Source organism: Geothrix alkalitolerans (genome assembly GCF_022808885.1).
GTDB lineage: Bacteria > Acidobacteriota > Holophagae > Holophagales > Holophagaceae > Geothrix > Geothrix alkalitolerans.
Window position 1 is genome coordinate 84,261 of sequence record NZ_JAKZLE010000005.1, and the last position, 24,534, is coordinate 108,794.

21 protein-coding genes and 1 riboswitch are annotated in these 24,534 nt (G+C 70.1%); of the genes, 11 read left to right on the plus strand and 10 right to left on the minus strand.

Features of this window, described 5'->3' with window-relative positions:
- Window positions 1-41: 41 nt before the first annotated feature.
- Complete coding sequence (gene gltA / locus MLJ35_RS10960) at window positions 42-2,819, minus strand: NADPH-dependent glutamate synthase (RefSeq protein ID WP_243384378.1); 2,778 nt, start codon at window positions 2,817-2,819, stop codon at window positions 42-44.
- Between the two features lie 445 nt (window positions 2,820-3,264).
- On the opposite strand from gltA, the gene MLJ35_RS10965 reads away from it, so the two are divergent.
- The 3 genes from MLJ35_RS10965 to MLJ35_RS10975 all read left to right on the plus strand — a co-directional run bounded on the left by MLJ35_RS10965 (window position 3,265) and on the right by MLJ35_RS10975 (window position 6,449).
- Window positions 3,265-3,711 (plus strand): hypothetical protein, encoded by a 447-nt coding sequence (locus MLJ35_RS10965; protein WP_243384379.1) that lies wholly within the window; start codon window positions 3,265-3,267, stop codon window positions 3,709-3,711.
- A gap of 315 nt (window positions 3,712-4,026) precedes the next feature.
- On the plus strand, window positions 4,027-5,124 hold the full coding sequence (gene pheA / locus MLJ35_RS10970; RefSeq protein ID WP_243384380.1) for a prephenate dehydratase: 1,098 nt from the start codon (window positions 4,027-4,029) through the stop codon (window positions 5,122-5,124).
- Window positions 5,121-6,449, plus strand: coding sequence for a 3-deoxy-7-phosphoheptulonate synthase class II (locus tag MLJ35_RS10975; protein ID WP_243384381.1), 1,329 nt, complete (start codon window positions 5,121-5,123; stop codon window positions 6,447-6,449). The genes pheA and MLJ35_RS10975 overlap by 4 nt, the downstream gene beginning before the upstream one ends.
- On the opposite strand, the gene MLJ35_RS10980 is transcribed toward MLJ35_RS10975, so the two are convergent.
- Both MLJ35_RS10980 and moaA read right to left on the minus strand, forming a co-directional pair.
- Complete coding sequence (locus MLJ35_RS10980; protein ID WP_243384382.1) at window positions 6,450-7,439, minus strand: isoaspartyl peptidase/L-asparaginase; 990 nt, start codon at window positions 7,437-7,439, stop codon at window positions 6,450-6,452.
- Between the two features lie 34 nt (window positions 7,440-7,473).
- Complete coding sequence (gene moaA, locus MLJ35_RS10985) at window positions 7,474-8,478, minus strand: GTP 3',8-cyclase MoaA (RefSeq protein ID WP_243384383.1); 1,005 nt, start codon at window positions 8,476-8,478, stop codon at window positions 7,474-7,476.
- Window positions 8,479-8,537: 59 nt separating this feature from the next.
- Here moaA and MLJ35_RS10990 point away from each other — a divergent pair, with 59 nt between their 5' ends.
- Window positions 8,538-9,818 (plus strand): hypothetical protein, encoded by a 1,281-nt coding sequence (locus MLJ35_RS10990; RefSeq protein ID WP_243384384.1) that lies wholly within the window; start codon window positions 8,538-8,540, stop codon window positions 9,816-9,818.
- A 303-nt stretch (window positions 9,819-10,121) separates the two neighbouring features.
- Here the strand turns inward: MLJ35_RS10990 and recA are convergent, their stop codons facing one another.
- Complete coding sequence (gene recA / locus MLJ35_RS10995; RefSeq protein WP_243322905.1) at window positions 10,122-11,183, minus strand: recombinase RecA; 1,062 nt, start codon at window positions 11,181-11,183, stop codon at window positions 10,122-10,124.
- Window positions 11,184-11,279: 96 nt separating this feature from the next.
- Entirely contained in the window at window positions 11,280-12,407 is a 1,128-nt protein-coding gene (locus MLJ35_RS11000) for a glycosyltransferase family A protein (RefSeq protein WP_243384385.1), read from the minus strand.
- A gap of 144 nt (window positions 12,408-12,551) precedes the next feature.
- Between MLJ35_RS11000 and MLJ35_RS11005 the strand changes: the two genes are divergently transcribed.
- From MLJ35_RS11005 to MLJ35_RS11015, 3 genes are all read left to right on the plus strand, one after another.
- Window positions 12,552-13,106, plus strand: coding sequence for a GNAT family N-acetyltransferase (locus MLJ35_RS11005; RefSeq protein ID WP_275976514.1), 555 nt, complete (start codon window positions 12,552-12,554; stop codon window positions 13,104-13,106).
- Window positions 13,107-13,118: 12 nt separating this feature from the next.
- A complete protein-coding gene (locus MLJ35_RS11010) occupies window positions 13,119-14,084 on the plus strand; it encodes a carbon-nitrogen hydrolase family protein (RefSeq protein WP_243384387.1) in 966 nt (321 codons plus the stop codon).
- Between the two features lie 102 nt (window positions 14,085-14,186).
- Window positions 14,187-15,482: a cation:proton antiporter gene (locus tag MLJ35_RS11015; protein WP_243384388.1), complete on the plus strand. Its 1,296-nt coding sequence runs from the start codon at window positions 14,187-14,189 to the stop codon at window positions 15,480-15,482.
- A 37-nt stretch (window positions 15,483-15,519) separates the two neighbouring features.
- On the opposite strand, the gene MLJ35_RS11020 is transcribed toward MLJ35_RS11015, so the two are convergent.
- The 4 genes from MLJ35_RS11020 to MLJ35_RS11035 all read right to left on the minus strand — a co-directional run bounded on the left by MLJ35_RS11020 (window position 15,520) and on the right by MLJ35_RS11035 (window position 20,226).
- Window positions 15,520-16,245, minus strand: a complete 726-nt coding sequence (locus MLJ35_RS11020; RefSeq protein WP_243384389.1) for an ABC transporter ATP-binding protein — start codon at window positions 16,243-16,245, stop codon at window positions 15,520-15,522.
- A gap of 55 nt (window positions 16,246-16,300) precedes the next feature.
- Window positions 16,301-17,287 carry a FecCD family ABC transporter permease gene (locus MLJ35_RS11025; RefSeq protein ID WP_243384390.1) on the minus strand — a complete coding sequence of 329 codons (987 nt, stop codon included), beginning with the start codon at window positions 17,285-17,287 and terminating at the stop codon, window positions 16,301-16,303.
- Entirely contained in the window at window positions 17,284-18,117 is an 834-nt protein-coding gene (locus tag MLJ35_RS11030; RefSeq protein WP_243384391.1) for an ABC transporter substrate-binding protein, read from the minus strand. Before MLJ35_RS11030 ends, MLJ35_RS11025 begins: the two co-directional genes overlap by 4 nt.
- 81 nt (window positions 18,118-18,198) lie before the next feature.
- Window positions 18,199-20,226, minus strand: a complete 2,028-nt coding sequence (locus MLJ35_RS11035; RefSeq protein WP_243384392.1) for a TonB-dependent receptor plug domain-containing protein — start codon at window positions 20,224-20,226, stop codon at window positions 18,199-18,201.
- Between the two features lie 66 nt (window positions 20,227-20,292).
- Window positions 20,293-20,491, minus strand: a riboswitch (cobalamin riboswitch).
- Between the two features lie 47 nt (window positions 20,492-20,538).
- Between MLJ35_RS11035 and mtnP the strand changes: the two genes are divergently transcribed.
- From mtnP to MLJ35_RS11055, 4 genes are all read left to right on the plus strand, one after another.
- The gene (gene mtnP / locus MLJ35_RS11040; RefSeq protein WP_243384393.1) at window positions 20,539-21,414 is read left to right on the plus strand and encodes an S-methyl-5'-thioadenosine phosphorylase; all 876 of its coding nucleotides are present in this window, start codon (window positions 20,539-20,541) and stop codon (window positions 21,412-21,414) included.
- Entirely contained in the window at window positions 21,411-21,938 is a 528-nt protein-coding gene (locus MLJ35_RS11045; RefSeq protein ID WP_243384394.1) for a hypothetical protein, read from the plus strand. The genes mtnP and MLJ35_RS11045 overlap by 4 nt, the downstream gene beginning before the upstream one ends.
- Window positions 21,939-22,227: 289 nt before the next feature.
- Window positions 22,228-22,632, plus strand: coding sequence for an ACT domain-containing protein (locus MLJ35_RS11050; protein ID WP_243384395.1), 405 nt, complete (start codon window positions 22,228-22,230; stop codon window positions 22,630-22,632).
- Window positions 22,633-22,802: 170 nt separating this feature from the next.
- Window positions 22,803-23,618, plus strand: coding sequence for a peptidoglycan DD-metalloendopeptidase family protein (locus MLJ35_RS11055; protein WP_243384396.1), 816 nt, complete (start codon window positions 22,803-22,805; stop codon window positions 23,616-23,618).
- On the opposite strand, the gene MLJ35_RS11060 is transcribed toward MLJ35_RS11055, so the two are convergent.
- A complete protein-coding gene (locus MLJ35_RS11060) occupies window positions 23,615-24,529 on the minus strand; it encodes a DMT family transporter (protein WP_243384397.1) in 915 nt (304 codons plus the stop codon). The two genes, MLJ35_RS11055 and MLJ35_RS11060, sit on opposite strands and share 4 nt — an antisense overlap.
- Window positions 24,530-24,534 lie beyond the last annotated feature (5 nt).

The following is a 24,534-nucleotide window of genomic DNA, read 5'->3' on the forward strand; positions in this document are numbered from 1 at the left end:
CTGATGGATCGGTCAATATTCATCACAAGATGGTCCAGTGGTCAGACCGCGGCCTGGGGCTCCCCCATGAGGCGGCGGTGCATGGCCGCGGCGGCCCGGCGGCCCTGGCCCATGGCCAGGATGACCGTGGCGCCGCCCGTGATGACGTCACCGCCCGCGAACACGCCGGGCAGGGAAGTCTCGCCGGTTTCGTTGTCAACGACAACAACCCCGCCCTTGAGGGTCTTGAGGCCCTTGTCGGTCTGGGCGATGAGGGGGTTCACATCGAAGCCCAGGGCGACCACCAGGGTGTCGCAGGGGATCATGATGCGCTCGTCGGTCATCCTGGGGCTGCGTCGGCCGTCGGGGCCGGGCTCGCCCAGCTCCATGACCGCGCACTCGGCATGGGTCATCCAGCCCTTGTCGTTGCCGTGGAGCTGCACGGGCGTGCAGAGGAACTTGAACTCGACGCCCTCCTCCTGCGCGTGCTCCAGCTCCTCCTTGCGGGCGGTGGATTCCTTCACCGTGCGGCGGTAGACGACCGTGACCTTCTCGGCGCCCATGCGGCGGGCCGCGCGGGAGGCGTCCATGGCCGTGTTGCCCGCGCCCACGATGATGACGTTCTTGCCGACGGTCACCGGCGTGCCGTACTCGGGGAAGAGGTCCGCCCGCATGAGGTTGATGCGGGTGAGGAACTCGTTGGCGGTGTAGACGCCCTTGTACTCCTCGCCGGGGATGCCCATCATCTTGGGCAGGCCGGCGCCGGTGCCCATGAAGATGGCGTCGTGGTCCTTGCGCAGGTCATCGAGGGTCATGCTGCGGCCGACGAGGGTGTTCATGATGAACTTCACGCCCAGGCGGCGGAGGGTCCCCACTTCCTGGTCCACGATCTTGTTGGGCAGGCGGAACTCGGGGATGCCGTAGAGCATCACGCCGCCCGGCTTGTGGAGGGCGTCGTAGACCGTGACCTGGTGGCCCTTCTTGATGAGCTCGCCGGCGACCGTGAGACCCGCGGGGCCCGCGCCGATGACGGCCACCTTCTTGCCCGTGGGAGCCTCGACCGGGGGCAGCTCATCCGAGCCCAGCATGGAGTCGGAGGCGTAGCGCTCCAGGCGGCCGATGGAGACGGGCAGGCCCTTGATGCCCACCACGCACTTGATCTCGCACTGCTTCTCCTGCGGGCAGACGCGGCCGCAGACGGAACCCAGCGAGGAGCTCTCCTTGATGATGCGGGCGGCGCCCTGGGGATCCTCGTGGACGATTTTCATGAGGAAGGCGGGGATGTTGATGTTGACCGGGCAGCCCTCGATGCAGGCGGGGTGCTTGCACTGGATGCAGCGGGCGGCCTCGAGCCGGGCCTGCTCGGGCGAGAGGCCCAGGCTCACCTCGTCGAAGTTGCACACGCGAAGCTCAGGCGGCTGACAGGCCATCTCCTGGCGGGGGATCTTCATCTTCTGGCTGGGCTTGATGGTGTTCAGGTCCAGGTTCTGCCAGTCCAGCTCGGTCACGGGATCGTTCAGGTACTTGGAATAGTCCACGGGGCCGGTGGCGGCCACGCGGCCGATCTTGCACTCGGAGGGATCGCAGGCGTCGTGCTCCTCCGACTTGTACCAGTCCTGGCGCATGCGGAGCATGTTGAAGTCCACCTGGTGGCCGTCGAAGTCGGGGCCGTCGAAGCAGGCGAACTTGGTCTGGCCGCCCACGCTCACGCGGCAGCCGCCGCACATGCCCGTGCCGTCCACCATGAGGGCGTTGAGGCTCACGAGCGTGAAGATGCCGTGGGGCTTGGTCAGGTCCGAGACGGCCCGCATCATGGGCAGGGGTCCCACGGCCACCACCTGGGCGACCTTCTCGCGGGCGATGATGTCCTTGAGGGCGTCGGTCACCAGGCCCTGGCGGCCCAGGGTGCCGTCGTCCGTGGTGACGATCAGTTCCGCGGAGGCGGCGCCCAGCTCGTCGGCCAGCAGCACGCGCTCCTTGCTGCGGCCGCCCAGGATGGTGATGACCCGGCGGCCCTGGGCGTGGAGCTCCTCGGCGGCAGGCAGGATGGCGGCGGAGCCGTAGCCGCCCGCCATCAGCACGATGGTGCCTTCCTCCACCAGCTCCGTCGGGGTGCCCATGGGGCCGGCCACGGCGAAGAGGCGATCGCCGGCGCTGAGCCTGCCCATGGCCTTCGTGGTGGCGCCCACCTCCTGCATGATGAAGTGGATGTAGCCCTTCTTCGCGTCGCCGCCGGCCAGGGTGAGGGGGATGCGCTCGCTCTCGGGGAAGGGGGCGACCATGAAGAACTGGCCCGGCTTCCGGCCGCGGGCCACCTGGGGGGCCTGCACGATGAAGGACCAGGTCTCGGGGGCGATGAGCTTCTTCTCGAGGATGAGGTAGCCGTCCTGGGTCTCCTCATCGGACCAGTACATGGACCTGCCCTTGAGGAGGGGCAGCATGAGCCGCTCTTCCATCTCGATGTGATCGCGGACGAGGTCGACGAGCCGCTGCCCCTGCAGCGTGAGGGCCTGGGGCGCCCGGACCTGGCCTTCGTTGATCTCCGACAGCAGCTGGAGGGTGAGGTCCCACATCTGGCGGTGCTCGTCCTGGATGCGCTGCACCAGGGCCTCGGCCCCGAGCTCTTCCAGAAGGGGCAGCAGCTCGCGCTCCTCGGCCTCGTTGTGGGGCTTGAGCTCTTCATAGACCCACCGGGCCCCGAGGTCCACGCGCTTCCAGTCCCCGGCCCCGATGGCCTTGGCCATGTCGGTCAGCTGCTTCTGGGCTTCCTGGTGGGTGGCATGCCAGTGCGGCGCCGGCAGGTTCTCGGCGGTGATGAGCGGGCGGGCCGTGTCGGACATGGAAGCCTCCAGATCCGTTCAGCATGCGATGACCGCCAGGGGAATTCTGTGTCTAAAAACCTAATCGGGGCCACTTGTGACTCATGCCACAGGGGCCTGGAATCATAAGGACTTAGCTAGAGTATCAATCATTCTGTATGGATTATTTGGTTGTTAATATCCGGCCCTCTCCACCCGGCGGCCCCTGACCTCGGGTCAGCAACTGGCGGATCCGGAAGGGGTTCGGGAGAACACCCCCAGGTGGCGGAACAGCGGCGCCCTTCGGGGTGTCCGCCTGGCCGCGGCAGTGGAGCGGTCAGGGGAATGGGATGGGATCGAGACTCTGAATCGATTCTGTCCCCCAGCCCCCATCCAGAGAGGGACGTGCAGCCGCGGCATGCCGCATGGAATGGCGCTCCGGGAGAGGCCGGGCCTGCGGTAGGGTGGAGGCCCCGGAGGCCTCCCTGTGGACCAGCTCGATGAATTCCTGCCCTACGCCCAGAGCTGCCTGAAGCATGCCTCGGAGCGGGCCCGGCTGGCCGCCATCCTCACCCTCTGGGTGGCCAAGTGGCGGGGGAAGCACCGGGTGTTCGACTACTCCCGCAGCCACCACGGGGCCTTCTTCCACTTCAACCAGCTCATGGACGGCAAGTGGGTCCAGGCCTTCACCTTCGTGGCCACCCGCCGCGAGGGCGTCTGCCTGCGCGGGCCCGATCCCGACCGTACGCGGAAATCCCACAAGCTCCGCCGCAACGCCCTGGACGCCGCCCCGCTGGACGCCCTCTTCGAGGCCTGGTCGCGGCACCCCGAGGCCCGGCCCGCCGGCCATGCCGTGGAGTTCTTCCTGGACGAGACCCCCGACGACGTGTGGGCGGCCTGCCTGGCGGAGGTCGTGGCCTGCCTCGGGGCCTGAGCCCAGGAAAAGCAAAAGCGGAACGCGAAGCGCGCTAAGAATGGCGCGAAGGCTAAATGGATGCCCGTTTTGGACCGAGCTTCGATTCGCGGTCTTCGCGCCTTCATTCGCGCCCTTCGCGTTCCATGGAATCTCCTTGCAGGCCAAGGGCTTTTCCGGCAAGGTGTCTAGACCGTGATGACCGCCTCCCGCACCTTCTTCTCTAGCTTTCGCACCCCGGGTGCGAGGGTAGGCGGCGTCTAGAACCGGAACCGCTTCGAACCATCGCCCCCGAGACCGCCAGGCTCGGGGGTTTTCGCATTCCAGGAGAACCCCATGACCGAGATCCCGTCCCTCCCAGGCCTCCGCCAAGCCATCGACGCGGTGGACGACCAGGTGCTGGTCCTGCTGAACCGCCGGGCGGCCCTGGCCGCGGAGGTGGGCCGCCTCAAGGCCGCGGCCGCGCCCGACGCCCTCTTCCATGCGCCCGCCCGGGAGCGGGAGGTGCTGGCCCGCCTGGAGGCCGCGAGCGCCGGACCCTTCCCGGCCCCGGCCGTGCGCACGGTCTTCCAGGAGATCATGAGCGCCTGCCTCAGCCTGGAGAAGCCGCTGCGGGTGGCCTTCCTGGGCCCCGAGGGCACCTTCACCCACCTGGCGGCGCGCCACCAGTTCGGCGGCTCCGGCCAGGCCCTGCCGCAAGGTACCATCCAGGCCGTGTTCCAGGCCGTGGAGCGGCGGCGCGCGGACTACGGCGTGGTGCCCGTGGAGAACGCCACCGAGGGCGCTGTGGACTCCACGCTCGACGCCTTTCTCGACAGCTCCCTGGCCATCTGCGCGGAGATCCTCCTGCCCGTGGACCAGGCCCTGCTGCTGCGGCCGGATCTGGACCTGGGCGGCGTGCGGCGGGTCTACTCCCATCCCCAGGCCCTGGGCCAGTGCCGGCGCTGGCTGGAGGCCCACCTGCCGGGGGCGGACCGCATCGAGGCGCCCTCCACCTCGGAAGCCGCCCGCCTGGCTCGGGAAGACGCCGAGGGGGCCGCCGTGGCCTCCGAGTTGGCCGCGGACCTCTTCGGCCTCCGCGTGGCCGAGACGAAGATCCAGGACCTGGCCGCCAACGCCACCCGCTTCCTGGTGCTGGGACCGACATCCGCCGAGCCCACGGGCCGCGACCGCACCACCCTGCTGGCCATGGCCCAGGACGGCCCCGGCGCCCTGCTGCGCCTGCTGGAGCCCCTGGCCCGCCGGGGCCTGAACCTCAGCCGCATCCAGAGCCGGCCCACCCGGCGCAAGCTCTGGGAATACGTCTTCTTCCTGGATGTGGAGGGCCACGCGGCGGATCCGGCGCTGGCGGAGGCCCTGGAGGAGCTGCGGGGCGTCTGCGCCTCGCTGAAGGTCCTGGGCAGCTATCCCCGGGCCCTGGAGGTGGCGCGATGACTGGCCGGACCTGGACCCCCGATTCCTGGCGCGGCCTGCCCGCGGCCCAGCAGCCGAACTACCGCGACGCCGCTGCGGTGGAGGCGGCCCTGGCGGAGCTGCGGGAGCTGCCGCCTCTGGTGGTGGCCGAGGAGGTGGACCACCTCCGGAGCCTCATCGCCGAGGCCGCCGCGGGAAAGCGCTTCCTCCTCCAGGGGGGCGACTGCGCCGAGGCCTTCGCGGACTGCCGCGGGCCGATCATCCAGGACAAGCTGCGCGTCCTGCTCCAGATGTCCGTGCTCATCACCCACGGCGGCCGCACGGGCGTGGTGCATCTGGGCCGCATCGCGGGCCAGTACGCCAAGCCCAGAAGCGGGGACACGGAACTGGTGGACGGTCATCGCGTGCCCGTCTACCGCGGGGACCTCATCAATGGGCTCGATCCGACCCAGCGCGAGGCCGATCCCCGGCGCCTGCTGGAGGCCTACCACCGCGCCGCGGCCACCCTCAATCACCTGCGGGCCCTGGTGGACGGCGGCTTCGCGGACCTGCACAACCCCGAGCACTGGGACCTTCCCTGGAGCCGCGAGGACGCGGGCCACTACCTGGAGACGCTGGAGCAGGTGCGGGCCTCCCTCGACTTCGTGAGGTGCCTGGGCGGCCTGCCCGAGCACCTGCGCACCGGCGAGCTGTTCACCAGCCACGAGGCCCTGCACCTGCCCTTCGAGACGGCCCTCACGCGCTGGGTGCCCGAGAAGGGGGCCCACTACAACCTTGGCGCCCACTTCCTTTGGATCGGCGAGCGCACCCGCCAGATGGACGGCGCCCACCTGGAATACATCCGCGGCCTGGCCAACCCCATCGGCCTGAAGGTCGGCGCCGCCATGACGCCGGACCAGCTGCGACAGGTGCTGTCCAAGCTGGATCCGGAACGCCAGCCGGGACGGCTCACGCTCATCACCCGCTTCGGGGCGGGGAAGGCGGGGCGCGTGCTGCCGGGCCTCATCGAGGCCGCGCGCGCCGAGGGTCATCCCGTGCTGTGGAGCTGCGATCCCATGCACGGCAACGGGCGCACGACCAAAGGAGGGCTCAAGACGAGGGACTTCGGCGACATCCTCCAGGAGCTGCGGGAGGTGGCCGACCTCCACCGCGCCCACGGCTCGAGGCTGCGCGCCGTCCACTTCGAACTCACCGGCGAGCCCGTCACCGAGTGCACCGGCGGCGTCGAGGGCCTCGTCGAGGCCGATCTGGAGCGAGCCTACAAGAGCGGCTGCGACCCCCGCCTCAACCGCAGCCAGAGCCTGGAGATGGCCTTCCTCATCGCGCAGATGATGCGAAGGGCCTGACTATTCGCGCACGCTCCATGCCATCTGGTCCCGGTAGCCGGTCTTCACGAAGGCCTTCTTCTCGGCGCTGTAGTTGCAGCCGCCGCCGGTGGTACCGGGGCCGACGGCGACGAGGCCGAGGTCGATGGTGGGCGGGAAGGCCTTGAGGGCGCGGTCCACGGCCTCCTGGGCGGGGAGGCCCTGGGCCAGCAGGTCGTAGGTGGCTTTCGCCACCAGGTGCTTGACGATGTCCTCGCCGTTGCCGGTGCAGGCCACGGCGCCCTTGGGGCCGGCGTAGATGCCCGCGCCGAACATGGGCACGTCGCCCACACGGCCGTAGAAGGTGATGGTGGTGCCGCCGGTGCTGATGGCGGCGGCGAAGTTCCCCTTGGCGTCGCGGGTGACGCAGCCCACGGTGTCCGAGGGGCCCAGCGCTTCTTTCAGCGGCGTGGGGAAGTTCCAGGCCTTCTTCCAGTCGTAGCGCTTCCAGGCCTCGATCTGGCGCGGGTCCGAGCCCTTGAGGATGTCCCGCACGCGCTTGAAGCGGGCCTTGTTCTCGGCGCAGGTGGGGTCGTAGTCGGGAAAGCCCATGGCCCGGGCGAAGCGGGTGGCGCCTTCGCCCACGATGAGGAGGTGGGGCGTGTCCATGACCTTGCGGGCCACCAGCACGGGATTCCTCACGCGCTCGATGGCGGCCACGGCGCCGTAGCCGCCGGTGGCGCCGTCCATGCAGGCGGCGTCCATCTGGATGGTCTTGCCGTCCAGGCGGAGGTTGGCGCCGGTGCCGGCGTTGAAGCGAGAATCGTCCTCCAGCACCACCACGCCGGCCAGGGCACCGTCCAGGGCGCTGCCGCCGGCCTTCAGGGCCGCCAGGGCCTTCGCCGCGGCCGGATCCGTCCCGTCCATGCGGGCGCGCGGGCTGCCGGCGCCCCCATGGACGACCGCCGCGGGAGGCGCCGCCAGGAGGCCCGCGGCCAGGAGGAGGAACGCGAAGGGGGGGCGGATGCGCATGGGGAGCCTCGGGGATCGGTTCGCAGGCCGAGTGTCATCCCCCCATGCGGGACATTTCCACCTTGGGGAGACCGGGCGTGGCGGCGTGACGGATCTCTGAATAGTGATCGCTCCGCCGCTTCCAGTGGAAGCCCAGCAGGGCCGTCAGACTCGGATCGTCATGCCCGTTCCGGAGGAACCCCTTCAGGTCGAGGCCGTCTCCGGCGAAGAGGCAGGTATAAAGGCGGCCTTCCGCCGAGAGGCGGGCGCGGTCGCAGCCCCGGCAGAAGGGCTGCGTCACGGAGGCGATGAGTCCCACCTCGCCTTTCCCGTCGCCGTAGCGCCATGTACGGGCCACGGCGTCGCCCTCGGCCTCCACGGGCTCCAGGGGCCAGTGGGCATGGATCAGGGCCCGGACCCGGGAGGCGGGCACCACTTCCTCCATCCGCCAGCCGTTGGTGGTGCCCACGTCCATGAACTCGATGAAGCGCAGGGTGTGGCCTTCCTCGCGGGCGAAAGTGGCCAGGTCGAGGATCTCGTCGTCATTCACGCCGCGCTTGAGCACGCAGTTCAGCTTGACGGGGCCGAAGCCCGCGGCCCGGGCGGCCGCCACGCCCGCCAGCACGCGGTCCAGGGGCAGGTCCGTGTCGCTGATGGCCCGGAAGCGGTCGGGGCGCAGGGTGTCGAGGCTGACGGTGATCCGGTTCAGCCCGGCGTCCTTCAGGGGGCGGGCCAGGTCGGGCAGGAGCACCCCGTTGCTGGTGAGGGCGAGATCCTCCAGGCCGGGCAGCGCCGAGAGCATGCGCACCAGGACCGGCAGCTCCCGGCGCATGAGGGGCTCACCGCCCGTGAGGCGGATCTTGGTGACGCCGAGGCGGATGAAGATCCGCGCCAGCCGGGTGATCTCCTCGAAGCTGAGCAGGGCCTCCCTGGCCAGGAAGGGATAGTCCGGCCCGAAGACATCCTTGGGCATGCAGTAGGTGCACCGGAAGTTGCAGCGGTCGGTGACCGAGATGCGCAGCGCCTTGAGGGGGCGGCCCAGGGTGTCGCGAGGCTCCATTCCCCAAGCATAATTTCATTTAATGCGTCAGAATGGACTGTTTGATTGGACCGCTGAATATGGGCTTTTTCGATCGCTTCCGTTCCCGCGCCGACGAGGCGCCCCTGCCGTCGCTGGCCACCCTGCTGGAGACACGGGGCCTGCCAGCCTCCCTGCCGGGACTGGAGGCGCTCGTGCCGACCTTCGAGGCCCATCGCCGGGCGGAAGAGCGTGAGGCCTGGGCAGATGCGGTGGCGGAGACCCACCGGCTGGGCCTGCCCCTTCCGGAGCCGTGGATCGATGCCCAGGACCACCTGCTGCCGGAGCTGGTGCCCACCTGGCGGGCCGAGCGCGAGGGCCGCTGGAGCCACGCCTTCATCGATGGCTTGACGACTCGGATCCGCGTGGCTGAGGTGGTGATGCCTGCCGCCTGGCTCCGGATCTGGGACCAGCCCGCCGAGGACGTGCTGGATCTGGCCCTGGACCACCTGCGCCACCGCAGCGAGGGGGCCTTCGTGCGGCTGCCCTCGGGCATCTACCAGGCGCCCTGGCACGACGGGGCCGACGCGGCCCGCCTGCTGCTCCCCGAGGTCTGGCACGGCCTCTTCAAGGACCAGCATCCCTTCCTGGCCATCCCCACGGCGGACACCCTGCTGGCGGCGCCCCAGATCCTGCTGCCCAAGCTCATGGAGGAAGTGGGCCGGGCTCTCCAGGCCAAGAGTCAGGCCGGGGGCCAGGCCGGCGCTCCGCCCCTCCAGCTCGCGGTGCTGGAGCGCATCGGCGACAAGCTGGTGACCGCCCGGCTCCAGGAGCCCCATCCCATGTCGGCCCCCCAGCGGGAGCTGAAGAACATGGACTTCCTGGAGGCCCTCCGGAACCAGGAGAAGGACCTGGATCCCAGTCTGGGACGTCCGGCCCCGGTCCTCCTGCTGAAGACCGGCCAGGGCAAGCCCCTCACCATGGCCACCTGGACCGACGGGGCCCCGACCCTGCTTCCCGAGGCCGATCTCATCGGCTTCGCCGGTTCGGACGGCGAGCCGCTGGGGATCTACTGGCGCCAGTCCCTGCCCCGCATGCACGAGGTCCGCGGCACTGCCGTGGACATCTGGGGGCCCCGGCGCGTCCGCTACGAAGGCTTCCCCACCGCCGAGCAGATCGCCCGCCTGGAGCCCTTCGCCACCGCGGAGCAGATGAAGTCCCTCCAGGCCCAGCCCGGGGCGCAGCCGGGTGCCCAGCCGGGGCCCCGGCCCTCCGCGCCTAAGGCCGCGGCCCCCGCCGGCGCCCCGTTCAGCGCCCAGGGCGCGGCGCCCCTGCCGAAGCATCTCCGGGGCGCGGGCCTGGGCGTGCAGGACAAGGACTAGCCTCACCCGCCCAACGGAAAGATTGGGAATGCGAAGGGCGCCAAGACGCCCTGCGGACGCGCGAAGACTGCGAAGAAGCTTCGAGCCATCCTGGGCATCCTTTGGTGGGCTGGGCGCGACCGGGGGGGCGAAGGCCCAGATGCCCTGCACCGGAGCAATGGAGGCGCCTTCGCGTCCTTGCCTTTCCCCTTCCCGCCCTTCGCGTTCCCGTCTTTCGCATTCGGTCAAATCAAAAACGGCGGCGGCCTTTGGGGACCGCCGCCGTCTGCCGACCCCTTCCAAGGGCGCGCAGGTCGATGATGCTTACACTTCCACGGCGGCGCTCTTCATGCCGAGGCGCTCGCGGATGAGGCCTTCCACCTCGTCTGCCAGTTCGGGATTGTCGGTGAAGAGCTTCTTCACGTTCTCGGCGCCCTGGCCCAGTCGGCTGTCCTTGTAGCTGTACCAGGAGCCGCTCTTCTGGATGATCTCCAGCTGGGTGCCCAGCTCCACCAGCTCGCTGGTGCGGCTGATGCCCTCGCCGTACATGATGTCGAAGGTGGCCACCTTGAGGGGCGGGGCGACCTTGTTCTTGACGACCTTCACCTTGGTCTTCTTGCCCACCACGGAGGAGTCCTCGTCCTTGGCGGCCACCAGGGGATCGCCCGTGTTGCCCTTGATGCTCTGGATGCTGCGGACGTCGAGGCGCACGGAGGCGTAGAACTTGAGCGCGTTGCCGCCGGTGGTGGTCTCGGGGTTGCCGAACATCACGCCGATCTTCATGCGGATCTGGTTGATGAAGACCACGCAGCTGCGGGTCTTGCTGATGGTGCCGGTCATCTTGCGGAGGGCCTGGCTCATGAGGCGGGCCTGGAGGCCCACGTGGCTGTCGCCCATCTCGCCGTCGATCTCGGCCTTGGGCACCAGGGCGGCCACGGAGTCCACCACGATGATGTCCAGGGCGCCGCTGCGCACGAGCTGGTCGCAGATCTCCAGGGCCTGCTCGCCGCTGTCCGGCTGGCTGATGAAGAGGTTGTCCACGTCCACGCCCAGCTTCTTGGCGTATTCGGGGTCCAGGGCGTGCTCGGCGTCGATGTAGGCGGCCAGGCCGCCCTTCTTCTGGGCCTGGGCCACCATGTGGAGGGCCAGGGTGGTCTTGCCGCTGGCTTCCGGCCCGTAGACTTCGACGATGCGGCCCTTGGGCACGCCGCCGACGCCCAGGGCGCTGTCCAGGGCGATGGAGCCGGTGCTGATGACCTCGAGGCCCTCGGCGGGGCTCATGCGGTCGCCCAGCTTCATGATGGAACCCTTGCCGAAGGCCCGCTCGATGTCGGCCACGGTGCGGGACAGGGCTTTCAGGCGGTCATCTTGTTCGGCTGCGGCCATGGGGTCCTCCGGAAGGGGTGCTTTCCAGGATGGATTCAAAAAGCGAAAAAAACAAGAAAATCTTTTAACCCGATCGCGAGGGGCGGGTCCACCAGCCTAGCGCAGCTTGACGTCTCGCCCACGCCAGTGGTTCACCCCCCGGAGGCGGTCCGCGAAGGCCCAGGCGGTGCCCGCCGTGAAGACCAGGGCATCCAGGGGCCAGAGGGCCCAGAGCAGGTCCATGGGCCGGCCGGTCATGCGCTGCTGGACGTCCCCCGCCAGGGCGGGCACCAGCAGCCAGAGCAGCAGGGCCAAGCCCGGGTGGCCGGCGAAGGGCAGCCAGAGGGGGGCGAGCATCACCAGGGCCACGGGCGGGAGGAGCAGGGGCAGGAGGCCCCAGGCGGGCAGGGCGGCGGCGTTCTTCCGCATGGCCCGCACCAGCTCCCCCAGGCCGTGGTACATCCGCAGGTGCAGGTCCGGGCCGCCCCGGGCCACTCGGTTCACGAAGCCGGCCCGCTTCATCCGCCGGGCCAGCATCATGTCGTCGATGGCCTCCAGGGGCGCCGCCGCGTGGCCGCCGGCGGCCTCGTAGGCCTCCCGCCTCACCAGGGTGAAGCCGCCCACGCCGCAGAAGGCGGGATGGCGGGGGTTCGGCACCTGGTGGGGGGGCACCAGCAGCTGGAAGGCCGAAGCCGCCAGGGGCAGCACCACCCGCTCCGCCGGGTCGACCGCGTCCACCCCGGGGATGAGGGCCAGGATGTCCGTGGGCTGGGCCAGGGCGAAGGCCACGGCCCGCCGGAGGAGATCCGGCGAAGCCTGCACGTCCCCGTCCGCGAAGAGCAGCCATGCGGCGCCCTGGGCTTCGGGTTGGCGGGCGGTCAGGTCCAGGGCGTGGTTCTTCCCCAGCCAGCCGGGGGGCAGGCTGTCGTTCCGAACGACCCGGAGACGGTCCGGCCGGCCGGCTTCGCGGCCCTGGAGGATCTCCGTGCTGCCGTCCGTGGAGCCGTCATCCACCACGACGATTCGCAGGGCCGGGTAGTCCTGCGCCAGCCAGGAGTCGATGGCGGCCGGCAGCTCGAGGGCCTCGTTCCGGACGGGGATGCAGAGGCACACAGGGGGGGGATCGGCGGGCAGGGGGGGATCCGGCTCCAGCGCGGGCAGCCGGGTCCAGTGCCGGCGCAGGAGGACCAAGCCCATGAGGAGCAGGGAGGCGACAGTCCACGCGGCGAGGTCGGTCCAGGGCATGTCCCAGGCTAGCCGGGACAGGGCGGCTGGCGAGGTGGGTTAACCTGAAGGGCCAATTCCGGGAGCGCCATGGACGACCGTTGCCCATCCACCCCGGTGATGCGCCTCAGGACGCCGGGAGACATACCGGGGATCCAGGCCTTGATGACCCGGGTTTACCCCCCACCCCACGGCCCCGAGGCGGTGTGGTCCGCGGAGAACCTCATGCGCCACATCGAACGGTTCCCGGAAGGCCAGATGGTGGTGGAGGCCGGGGGGAGGATCGTGGGGACGGCCACCGCCGAGCGCGTGCCGTTGGCCGCGGCGCTGGCCCCCCACTCCTGGTCCGAGATCACCGGACGCGGCAGCCTCTCCACCCACAATCCCGGAGGAGACGCCCTCTATGGGGTGAACATCGCCGTGGATCCCGCCTGGCAGGACCGGGGCATCGGGCGGCTCCTCTACCAGGGCCGCATCGACCTGGCCCGGCGCCTGGGCTGCCGCGCCTTCGTGGCCGGGGCCCGCATTCCCGGCTACCACCTCGCCGCCCAGGAGATGAGCCCAGAGGCCTATGTGGAGGCCGTGGTGGCTGGCCGGATCTTCGACCCCACCCTGTCCAAGCAGCTCCGTGTGGGATTCCAGGTCCGCGGCGTGCTCCGGGACTACGCTCCGGACCCAGAGACCCTGGGCCACGCGGCTCTCATCGTCATGGAACTCTGAGGAGGCGACGGCATGCGATTCAAGGCCCCCACCCCATTCCTGTCTCGTCCCGTGCGGGTCTGCGGCATCCAGTACGCCCTGCGCCCCGTGGCCGACTTCGCCGCCTTCGCCACCCAGGTGGAGAACTACGTGGATGTGGGCGACGACTACGACGCCGATGTCATCGTGTTTCCCGAACTGCTGGCCGTCCAGCTGCTCAGCTGTCTGCGGCCCGGCTTCCCGCCGCCGGAGGCCATGCGGGAGCTGGCGGAGCGGTTCACGGTCGACTACGAGGGACTGTTCCTCCACCTCTCACGGAAGTACGACCGCATCATCGTGGCGGGCACCCATCCCCGCTTCGTGGACGGGAAGCTGCAGAACGTGGCCTCCATCTTCGTGCCGGGCCACGGGCCGGTCCACCAGCCCAAGCTTCACCTCACCCCCACGGAGCGGAACGTCTGGCGCTTTGAGCCGGGCCAGGAGATCCACATCATCGACACGGACTTCGGCCGGATGGGCGTATCCATCTGCTACGACGTGCAGTTCCCCGAGGTGGCGCGGATCCAGGCGGAACAGGAGGTCCAGCTGCTGGTGGTGCCCTACCTCACGGACGACCGCCGGGGCTACAGCCGCGTCACCACTTGCGCCCGGGCCCGGGCCGTGGAGAACCAGATCTACGTGGTGACTGCCGGCATGGTGGGCAGCCTGCCCCTCATCACGGATCTCACGGCGCAGTACGCCCAGAGCGGCGTCTACACGCCCTCCGACTACCCCTTCCCCATGGATGGCATCGCCACCGAGGCCGCCCCGAACTCCGAGATGGTGCTGGTGGGGGACATCGACTTGGCCATGCTGGACCAGACCCGGGCGCGGGGCTCCGTGCTGAACCACCAGGACGCCGCGCGCGACGGGCTTCACGTGACCTTCGAGGGCCGCATCCATGTCCACCACCTGCCCTGGCTGAAGCAGGGCGAGGGAACCGGTACGGCAGAGGGCTGAGGGTGGCCATCCGCGGGTGGTGGCCCGTTGTGGCCCCGGCTGAGCGGGAATGTCCATGAACCGTGAGGTATCCTCGGGTCACACCATTTCCCGAGGTACCGGATGACCCTGGCCTTCCTGGTTCACGACCCCCTCGCCGGCACCCTGATGCTGCTGGCGCTGCTGTGGCTCTCCGCCAAGGTGGGTGGGGAGCTGGCTGTGCGCCTGAAGCTGCCCGCGGTCACCGGCGAGCTGGCCGTGGGGCTGGCCCTCACGGCCCTGCACCGGGCCTGGCCCCTGGTGCCGGAGGTGGCGGCCTCCCCGGCCGCCGAGCTGCTGGGGGGCCTCGGCGTGGTGGTGCTCATGTTCGCCGTGGGGCTGGAATCCACCGTGCCGCAGATGATGAAGGTGGGCGCGGCCTCGCTGCGGGTGGCCTCCATCGGCGTGGTCGCGCCCATGGCCGCGGGCTTGGCGGGGGCCTGGCTCCTGCTGCCCGAGGGCGCGCCCTTCGTGCTGGACCTGTTCATCGGGGCCTGCCTCTGCGCCACCAGCATCGGCATCTCCGCCCAGGTTCTGCGGGAGAAGGGTGCGGCGGATTCCGTGGAAGGCCGCATCATCGTGGGCGCCGCCGTGGTGGATGACGTGCTGGGCCTGCTGGTGCTGGTGGCGGTCTCGGGTCTTGTGGGGGCCTCGGCCACGGGCGGGCTGGGCGGACCAGGCGGATCCCTGGGTTCCGAGCTGGCGAGAACCCTCCTCCTCGCCCTGGGCTTCCTCGCGGCGGCCCTCACGCTGGGTCGCGTCGCGACGCCACGCCTCTTCCGCCTGGCCAGCCGGTTCCGAGGCGAGCAGGTGCTGCTGCCCCTGGGCCTCGGCTTCGCCTTCCTGCTGGCCTGGCTGGGCAGCCTGGCGGGCCTGGCCTCCATCGTGGGCGCCTACGCCGCGGGCCTCATCCTGGAGCCCGCCCACATCGTGGACCTGGAGCACCGGGAGAAGCACTCCCTCGAGGAACTGGTCCACCCCCTCGTGACGGTGCTGTCTCCCCTCTTCTTCGTGCTCATGGGGGCCAAGGTGGATCCCACCGCCCTCTTCCGGCCCAGGACCCTCGGCTTCGCGGCCGTGCTGGCCCTGCTCGGCGTGGCCGGGAAGTACGTGGCGGGCTACACGGGAGGCCGGGGCACCCGCGCGGCGGTGGTGGGCTGGGGCATGGTCCCCCGCGGCGAGGTGGGCCTCATCTTCGTGGCCACCGGCGCTCAGCTCCAGTGGCATGGCACCCCCCTGCTGAGCCCCGACATCCAGGCCGGCATCATCGGCGCCCTCCTGCTCACCACCGTGGCGGGGCCCGTGGGGCTGGGGTGGGTGCTGTCCCGGCAGGCGCCGAAAGCTTTAACAACCTCTCACCGCAGAGAACGCGAAGGGTGATCTTCTTCCTCCGCGTTTTCCGCGGTGAATAGACCGCTCAATCCTGTGGCAGCTCAGGCACCAGGGACTCGACGAACGTGGCCTCCACGCGGAAGACCTGGCGGATGAGGTCGGCGGTGAGGACCTCGTGGGGCCCGCCGTTGCCCACAAGGCGGCCCCGATCCAGGACGAGCACGCGATCGAAGCGGTAGGCGGCGCGCAGGTCGTGGAGGCTCACCAGGACGGTGCCGCCGCCCTCCGCCCGGCGTCGGGCCAGGCGCATGACCTCCAGCGCGTGCCGCACGTCCAGCTGAGCCACCGGCTCGTCCCAGAGCTGGAGGGGCGCCTGGGTGGCCAGGGCCCGGGCCAGGGCCACTCGGTGGCGTTCGCCGCCAGAGAGACGCGTCGCCGGGCGGTCTGCCAGGAACGTCAAGTCCAGTTCCGCCAGAGCTTCGGCCACGCCCGTGGGATCGTCGCCCCAGGCGTAGCGGCCCTGGGCTACCACCTCGCGCACCGGGAAGGCGAACTCGAAGTGGGCCTCCTGCCCCACCCAGGCCAGGTGCCGGCCCCGCTCTGCGGCAGGGATGTGCGACAGCGATTGTCCATTCCATTGGATGGCCCCGTGGGCCGGTAACAATCCTGCCAGGGCCTGGATCAGCGTGGACTTGCCCGCCCCGTTGGGCCCCACCATCGCCACCAGTTCACCGGGACCGAGATCCAGCGATACGGCATCCAGCCGGCCCGGCACGGACAACCCAGCGGCATGGAGGGCGGGCGTGCTCATGGCGCCGCCTCCGTGTCCGGGCTGAAGACTGAGGACTGAGGACCGGGGACTCGCATCACCGCGGCCTCCGCAGCAGCCAGAGGAAGAAGGGCCCGCCCACCAGGGCCGTGACGACGCCCAGGCGCAGGCCGATGGGGAAGGTGCGGGTAACGAGATCGCAGGCCAGGAGGAAGGCTGCGCCGCCCAGCATGGAATGGGGAAGCAGGCGCCGGTGCGCCGGACCGAAGGCCAGGCGGAGGATGTGCGGCACCACCAGGCCCACGAAGCCGATGACGCCGGCCGTGGCCGTGGCCAGGGCCGTGAGCACCGTGGACAGGGCAATGAGCTGGCGGCGCAGGCGGCGCACGTCCACGCCCAGGCTCTGGGCGCTCTGCTCGCCCAGGCTCAGCAGGTCCATGGCCCGCCCCAAGGGCAGCAGGAGGAGGCAGCCCGCGAGGATGGCGGGAACACCCATCCACACGTGCTCCCAGCTGCGGCTCTCCAGGCCGCCCATGAGCCAGAAGAGGATCTGGGCGTTCACCTCGAAGTGGCCCACCGTGGTGGTGAGCAGGAAGCTGGTCCCCGCGCCCAGGAGAGCGTTCAGAGCCACGCCGGAGAGCAGGAGCCGCTCGGTGCCCGCGCCCCGCTGGGCGAGCATCAGCACCGCACCCGTCGCACCGAAGGCGCCCAGAACCGAGGCCGCGGGCAGCGCCCACAGCGTGGCGGAGGCGAAGCCCAGCATGGGGCCCAGCGCCAGCACCGCCACGGCGCCCAGGGCGCCCCCGCTGCTCACCCCCAGGAGGCCGGGGCTGGCGAGCGGGTTGCGGAAGAAGGCCTGCATGACCACGCCACTGGCGCCCAGGGCCGCGCCCGCCGCCATGCCCACCAGGGCGCGGGGCAGGCGGAAGTCGCGTACCACCGTCCGGGCGATGTCATCGCTGCCGCCGCCCAGGGCCGCCACGACCTGCGAGAAGGACAGCCGCAGCTCGCCGAAGGCCAGCGAGGCCAGGAAGGCCATGACCAGCAGCGTCACGAGAATGGGGATGGCCAGGCGGGTTCTCACCGGAAGCGTTCCGGATGGAGGCCCCTGGCCAACATCTCGTAGGCGTCGATGCGGCGGTGGGAGACGCTGGACATGAGGGCGCCGGGGAGAACCACGAAGCGGCCGGCCTTGAAGGCGGGCAGGACGCGGTAGTGGGGGATCTCCGCCAGGCGGGGGCGCGTATCTGATGCGTCGGCCCGGTCCCCGGAGATCACCAGCACCTCGGCGTTCCAGGTGAGCAGCTTCTCCGAAGGCGTGGGCGCGTGGCCCTTGAGCCCGGCCTCGGCGGCCACGTTGATGGCCCCGGCGTGGTCGCAGAGGTCCTGGAAGGTCGTGCCGGCGCCGGCGGTGAAGGGATAGGCTCCGGCGGTGAGGACGCGGACGGGACGAACGCCCCTGAGGCGATCCGCGAGGACCTGCACCCGGCCGCGGCACTGGGCGATGAGGGCCTCGGCGCGGGCATCCTGGCCCAGCTCGCGACCCAGGATCCTGATGCTGGCGTAGACATCTTCCAGCGTGTCGAAGCGGTCCAGCACCACCAGCCGGACCCCGGCCCGCCGGAGCAGGGCCAGGGTCTCAGGGCGGGTGAAGCTGGCGGCCAGCACCAGGTCGGGCCGGAAGCGGAGCACGCTTTCCGCGTCGCTGTCCTTGAGGGCCGGGAACCGCTGGGCCTCGCTGGCCGCCGCGCTGAACCGCGCGTCCCGGCCGATGTGACTCAGGGCGGCGATCTGGCCGGGATCTGCCAGGGCCAACAGCAGTTCGTCCGTGCCGACCGACTGGCTCACCACCCGCTGGGGTCGCGCGGCGAGCAGGGAGACGGTGGCGATCAGAAGAAAAAGAACACGTCTCACCGCCAAGACGCCAAGAAGGGCTTTGCTTGGCGTCCTGGCGCCTTGGCGGGGATCCGTTCCGTGTTTCACGCCTCGCCTCCGTCACCACTTCCAGGTCGCGGCCAGGGTCCAGCGGGGGCCGGGAGCGGGGAACCCGTAGACCAGGCTGGCGTCGCCGTCCTGATCGTAGCGTCCGCTGAGCCAATCCTGGACGGTCTGCTTCGGCTGCAGCAGGTGTTCGCCGCGAAGGGCCAGGGTGAGGCGCTTCACGGGCTCATGGCGCAGGCCCAGGCTGAGGTCGCGGTAGGGCCTGCGTGTGGAGAGCACCTGGTACGTGGTGTCGTTCAGGTCGTAGCGGGGGCCCACGCGGGCGAAGCGGACGTCGGCGCGCCAGGTGCCGGACTGGACGAAGGCCGCCAGGGCAGCCGTGAAGAAGGGGTGGCGCAGGATGGCAGTGGTCTGGGCGCCGAAGCGGTCGGCTTCCGTGTTGTGGTCCAGGTCGCGGGTCTCCTGGCTGCGGAGGATCACGTCCCAGCCGTAGGCCACGGTTTCGCCGCCGCGCCAGCCCAGGGCGCCTTCCAGACTCTGGGCCCGGATGGAGCCCTGGTTCGCGTAGTGCGAGGTGAAGAGGGGCGGAAAGGCGAAGGTGGTGTCGTAGACGTAGCCCAACAGCTCGGACACGTGCGTGCGCTGGGCCTCGAGGCGATACTCCCAGTGGTCGCCGAGCTGGCCCGTGGCGCCGAGCTGAACGGTGCGGCTGCGCTCGGGGCGGATCGGATAGGCTGCGTTGTCCTGGCTTTCCGCCTGGGCGTTCAGGGCGAACTCGGTGGTGTTGGGCATGCGGAAGCCCTGGCCCGCGCTGGCGTAGAGGCGAAGCGCCGGCGCCACCACCCAGTTGAGGCCCGTGCGCCAGGTGCCCGCCTCGGCGCTCCCCGCGCGGCTGCGGAGGCCCGTGTCCGAGCGGGTGAGGTCCCGGTGGCCGGCGTCGCGGCGCAGGCCTGCGGTCCAGTCCAGGCCTTCGGCCAGCGTCCAGCGCAGCTCCAGCGCTCCGGCCAGGTCCGTGCCCTCCCCCCGGTAATGCACAGCGGTGAAGGTGTCGGGGTCGTAGTAGTTCCGGGCATGGCTGGTGTCCTGGCGGCCCTCCAGCCGGCCGGAGAGGCGGAAGGCGGGGGCCGGTGTCCAGTGCAACGAGAGCTGGTCCTCCACGCGGCGGAAGTCGCGGTCCGTCTGCTGGCGCTTGGGCCCGCTGGGATCGCCCGTGCGGCCCTCCAGGGCCTGGAGGGTGTTCTCCAGCGCCAGCGTGGGCGCCAAGGCCCAGTGCAGCCTGGCGCCCCAGCTTTCCTGCCGGGCGCGCATCTCGCGTTGGGGTTCGTAGCTGCGGGCCGCGGGCCAGCCGGAGGTGGTGAAAGGGATGGAAGCCGTCTGGCCGCTGTTGCGATAGAAGGCCGTCAGGTCGGCTCCGCCGAGCTTCGTCCCCATCCGCAGGAAGCCGCCAGCCTGGCGGAAGGCGTCGTCGGGGAAACCGCTCTCCTGCTTCTGGGCTTCGGCGCCGGCGGCGATCCAGCCGCGGCTTCCGGTCACCTGGGCCTGGGCGGAGCCGCCCAGCAGGCTGTCGGTGCCCGCCTTCAAGGTGGCCTGGCCGTGGCAGCCTTCGGCGCCGCGCCCTGTGCTGGTGAGGGCGATGACGCCGCCGATGGCGTCGCTGCCGTAGAGGACGGACGAGGGCCCGAGGATCAGCTCCACGCGCTCGATGCCCACGAGGCTGAGGGCGCCCAGGTCAGGCGAGAGGGCCGTGGGGTCGTTGAGCCGCAGGCCGTCCAGGAGCACCACCACGTTGCGGCTGAGGGTGCCGTTGAGGAAGGCGGAGGCCTGCTTGCCCGTGCCGCCGGTGCCCATGACGGCCCCGGGCTGGAGGGTGTCCAGCAGGTCGGCCAGGGTGCGGGCGCCCAGGCGGGCCAATTCCTCGGCCTCCAGGATGCGGACGGGGCCCGGAGTCCGGGTGACCTCCACGGGCTGGGCCTCGGCGCTGACGGTGACCGTGGCCTCGGCGGGCTTGCGGTCGGCCTCCGCGGCCACGGAGAGGGCGGACACGGCCGCCAGGGAGAAGAGAATGCGGGCAGAACCCATCATGCCTCCACGCATGAAGTCGCGGCGGCAGGGCGTCCCGCAGGGGGAAGGCCCGGCCCGTTCCCGCGACGGGGGGTGAGGTGCGGGACCGGTCTCCGGGCTCGCACGCGACAGGAGCCTTTCGGCGCCCTCCGAGCCTTCCCGGGACGATCCCAGTGACTCGGACTTGAGGTCTCACACCCGGTGACGCGTGGGCGTGGTGCATACCGTTGCGGGGCAGCGCAGGAGTCTCACCTGCTTCCCGTGCATCCAGCACGAAATTGTCAAACTTCAGAGAACCACGGCGCCGGTGGATTCCGCAAGTACAATGGCCGCATGCGAGCACCCATCGGCATCATCGGCGGCAGTGGACTCTACCGGATGGAAGGGCTCTCCCTCGACCGGACGGAGCTGGTGCAGACTCCCTTCGGCGCGCCATCGGGGCCTGTGCACCTCGGCGCCCTGGACGGCATCCCCGTGGCCTTCCTGGCCCGCCACGGCGAAGGCCACCGCTTCACCCCCAGCGAGGTGAACTACCGCGCGAACCTCTGGGCCCTGAAGTCCCTGGGCGTCGAGCGCCTCATCTCCGTCTCCGCCGTGGGCAGCCTCCAGGCCCGCCACAAGCCAGGCGAGCTGCGCCTCGTGAGTCAGTTCATCGACAAGACCCGCCATCGGAAGGATACCTTCTTCGGCGAGGGGCTGGTGGCCCACGTGAGCTTCGCGGAACCGGTCTGCGCCCATGCGACCGCCGCCCTGCTCAAGGCTGGACAGGCTCTGTCCATTCCTATCGAGGACGGGGCCACCTACGTCTGCATGGAGGGGCCGGCCTTCTCCACTCGCGCCGAGAGCCGCCTGCACCAGAGCTGGGGTGCGGACCTCATCGGCATGACCCAGGTGACCGAGGCCCGCCTGGCCCGCGAGGCCGAGCTATGCTACGCCTGCATCGCCCTGGTGACGGACTACGATGCCTGGCGCGAGGAGGAGGAGGGCGTGGACGCCGCCTCGGTGCTGGAGGTCATGCACGCCAACGTGGACAAGGCCCAGCGCCTGCTCCGCGCGGCGGTGCCCGGCCTTTCCGGGGCCCCGCGGGCCTGCGCCTGCGGCGATGCCCTGAAGGCGGCCCTCTTCACCGCCTCCGACGCGGTCACCGAGGACGCCCGCAAGCGGCTGGACCTGCTGGTGGGCCGGTACGGATACGGGACCCGCGGATGAGCCCGATTCAGGCCAGCCCCAAGCTCCAGGCCCTGCTGAAGGACTTCCAGCAGATCGCGAGCATGTCGGGCTACCTGAACCATGCCTTCGACCCTCCGCAGCTGCGGTTGTTCTTCACGCTCTACGGTCGCGTGATGGTGGCCTCTCCCGCCGAGGGACTGGCGCTTACGCCGCAACTCCAGGCCTGGTGCGAGAGTCTGGCCGTCAACCTGCGGGAGGCCAGCTCCTCGGCCATCATGCCCCCGCAGGTGCAGGTGAGCGCCCCCCAGACCCTGCCGGACGGCCGCGACTATCTCGTAGCCACCCTCACCTTCAACACCAAGGTCACCGACACCTCGTACCTCCGGGTCCGCACCGCCGTCCTCGCCGCCTACCAGGAGGCCGTGAAGATGCGGGAGGCGGGTTTCAACCTGGAGGACGACGTCGCCGTGGCTGTGGAGACGGAGCGAGCACAGGTGGAAGCGATTTCAAATTCTGGCGAACCTGACAAGTCTAGTCAGGTTGCAACTGACCCGAATACTTGAATCCCTGGAACAAGAGGCCAAAAGGGCAACGCAGATGCTCGCGGGCAAAGTCCTATCTGTGATCCGGAGACCCCTGGAAGGTGAAATGGGGTATCCCGGTCACGGGCGGAAAAGACTGTTTGTGGATCAAACTCCATCTGGACTGGAACCCTCGATCTCATAAATCATTCCTCGTTGAGCCAAGGCTGCTCTCCATCTCCCAGGTGACCAGCTTGCTTAACCCATCGTCAAACCTGGATCCGGCTGCAGGTGCATGGTTTGGTTAGCTCCGTCCGTTAGGTGCCCCCGAATGAGTCTCCCCGTTTCAGATCTGAAGCAGCTCCTTCAATGCATGGAGCCCATTCTGAATGAGGGGGCATTTGTGTTCGCATCCCTGCCGCTTGATGCCGATGTGAGCCCGCTTCAGCCCCTGGCGACGATCCGCGAACCCGAGGGGCTATCGGTGGTCGTGACGGGGGCAACGGCGCAGCGGTACCAGCTGACGCCTTTGTTCGAGGCCGCCTGGATCACCCTCAGGGTCCACTCCGATCTTCACGCGGTGGGCCTAACCGCGGCCTTTGCTGGTGCGTTGGGAGCGGCGGGCATCAGCTGCAATGTAGTGGCCGGTGCCTACCACGACCATCTGTTTGTTCCCGTGGATCGGGCCCAAGATGCCATGACCACCCTTCGGGCTTTACAACACCCTTCTGATTGAGCACCTCGACCTCCAGTGGATCCGTTGAGGAAGGGGGGTGAGTTGGGAATCACCTTGTAGCATCGGTTACCGCCGGTTGAAGAGCTTCTCCAAGCGGCTCCCTGGCGCCGGCTCGGTCGCCCCCTTCGGTATCCTGGAAACCCAGCCTGTGCGAGGTTTCAGGAATGACCATGATTCGATGCCTTTCCGCCTGCCGCTCCCTGGGCCTGATGGCCGTGGCGATGGCCACCTGGGCGGCGCCGGCGGTGCTTCCCTTCAAGCCCTCGCCGGTGCCCGGCGGCGTGGCGATCGTGACCATCCCGGGCCAGGGCCCGGCGCCCAAGGTGACCTACCACGGGGAGTCGGTGTTGGTGCGGCGCGCGGCCAAGGGCTGGGTGGCGGTGGTGGGCATTCCGTTGGGCGCGAAGCCGGGCCGGCAGGAGATCCAGGTGGGGGGGCGATCCATCCCATTCACCATCCGTCCCAAGCGCTACCCGGAGCAGCGCATCCGCCTGAAGGACGAGCGCCGGGTGACGCCGAACGCCGAGGACGAGGCGCGCATCGCCCGGGAGCAGGCGCTCATGGCGCCGGCCTGGCGGGCCTGGCCCGAGGGCCTGGTGCCCACGCTTCAGTTCCAGCAGCCCACGCTTGGTGGCCTCACCAGCTCTTTCGGCCTGCGTCGGGTCTTCAACGGCCAGCCCAGGGCCCCTCATTCGGGCCTGGACATCAAGGCCCCGGCGGGCCAGGCCGTGCGCGCGCCCGCCGCGGGCGTGGTGGTGCTCACGGGTGACTTCTTCTTCAGCGGCAACGCCGTGTTCCTGGCCCATGGCGAAGGCGTGGTGAGCCTCTTCGCCCACTTGTCGAAGGTCACGGTGACCCAGGGCCAGGTGGTGAAGGCCGGCGACCTCCTGGGCGAGGTCGGCATGACGGGCCGGGCCACGGGCCCGCACCTACACTGGTCCCTCAGCCTCAACAACGCCCGCGTGGATCCGCGCCTCTTCCTCTAGGCACGGGCCAGACGGTACCCCTTCGTCTGCACCAGGACGACGCCCAGGATGGCAATGGCGCCTCCCAGGATGGTGAGCGGGGAGGGCACCTCGCCGAGCCACACCCAGGCGATGAGGCTGGCCAGCACCGGCGAGAGGTAGAGGAAGCTGGAGAGCAGGGAGGCGGGCATCCGGGAGAGGGCGAGGTTCCACAGCACGTAGGCGATGGCGCCGGGGAAGACGCCGAGGTAGATCACGGCCGCCGTCGCCGAAGGCGCGGCCACAGGCATGCGGTGGACCAGGCCCGGCAGGAAGACGAGCATGGGCAGGGTGCCCGCCCAGATGGAGTAGCAGGTGAAGGCCAAGGCGGAATGGCGCCGGAAGCTCCGCTTGGAGAGGATGGAATAGACAGCGGCCACGCCGGCGGACAGCAGGATGAGCAGGGCGCCGGGCGTGAAGCGCAGACCCCGGCCGCTGCTGAGGGCGATGAGGGCCACGCCGGTGAAGGCCACCAGGATGCCGCCCCAGCCGAGGCGCGTGAGGCGCTCGCCCAGGAAGAGGGCCGAGAGCAGGGCGGTGAACACCGGGCCCGCCGCGATGAGCAGGGAGGCCGCGCCCGCCTGGACCGTCAGCTCGCCGAAGTTGAGGGCCACGTGGTAGACGCTGATGCCCAGGAAGCCGGCCAGGGCGATCACGGGCAGGTCGCGCCGTTCCGGCAGCCGCATGCGCGTGGCCAGCGCGTACAGGGCCAAGGCGACGGAGGCCGTGCCGAAGCGCAGCAGGGCCAGCTCACCGGGGCCGTAGCCATCCAGGTCGGGCAGGCCCGCCGGTGTGATCCGCAGGCCGGCCCGGATGCCTGCGAAGGCCGAGGACCACAGCAGCAGCACACCGGCAATGGCCAGCCAGGTCCGGGGATCGCGCTTCCAGGTCATGCTTC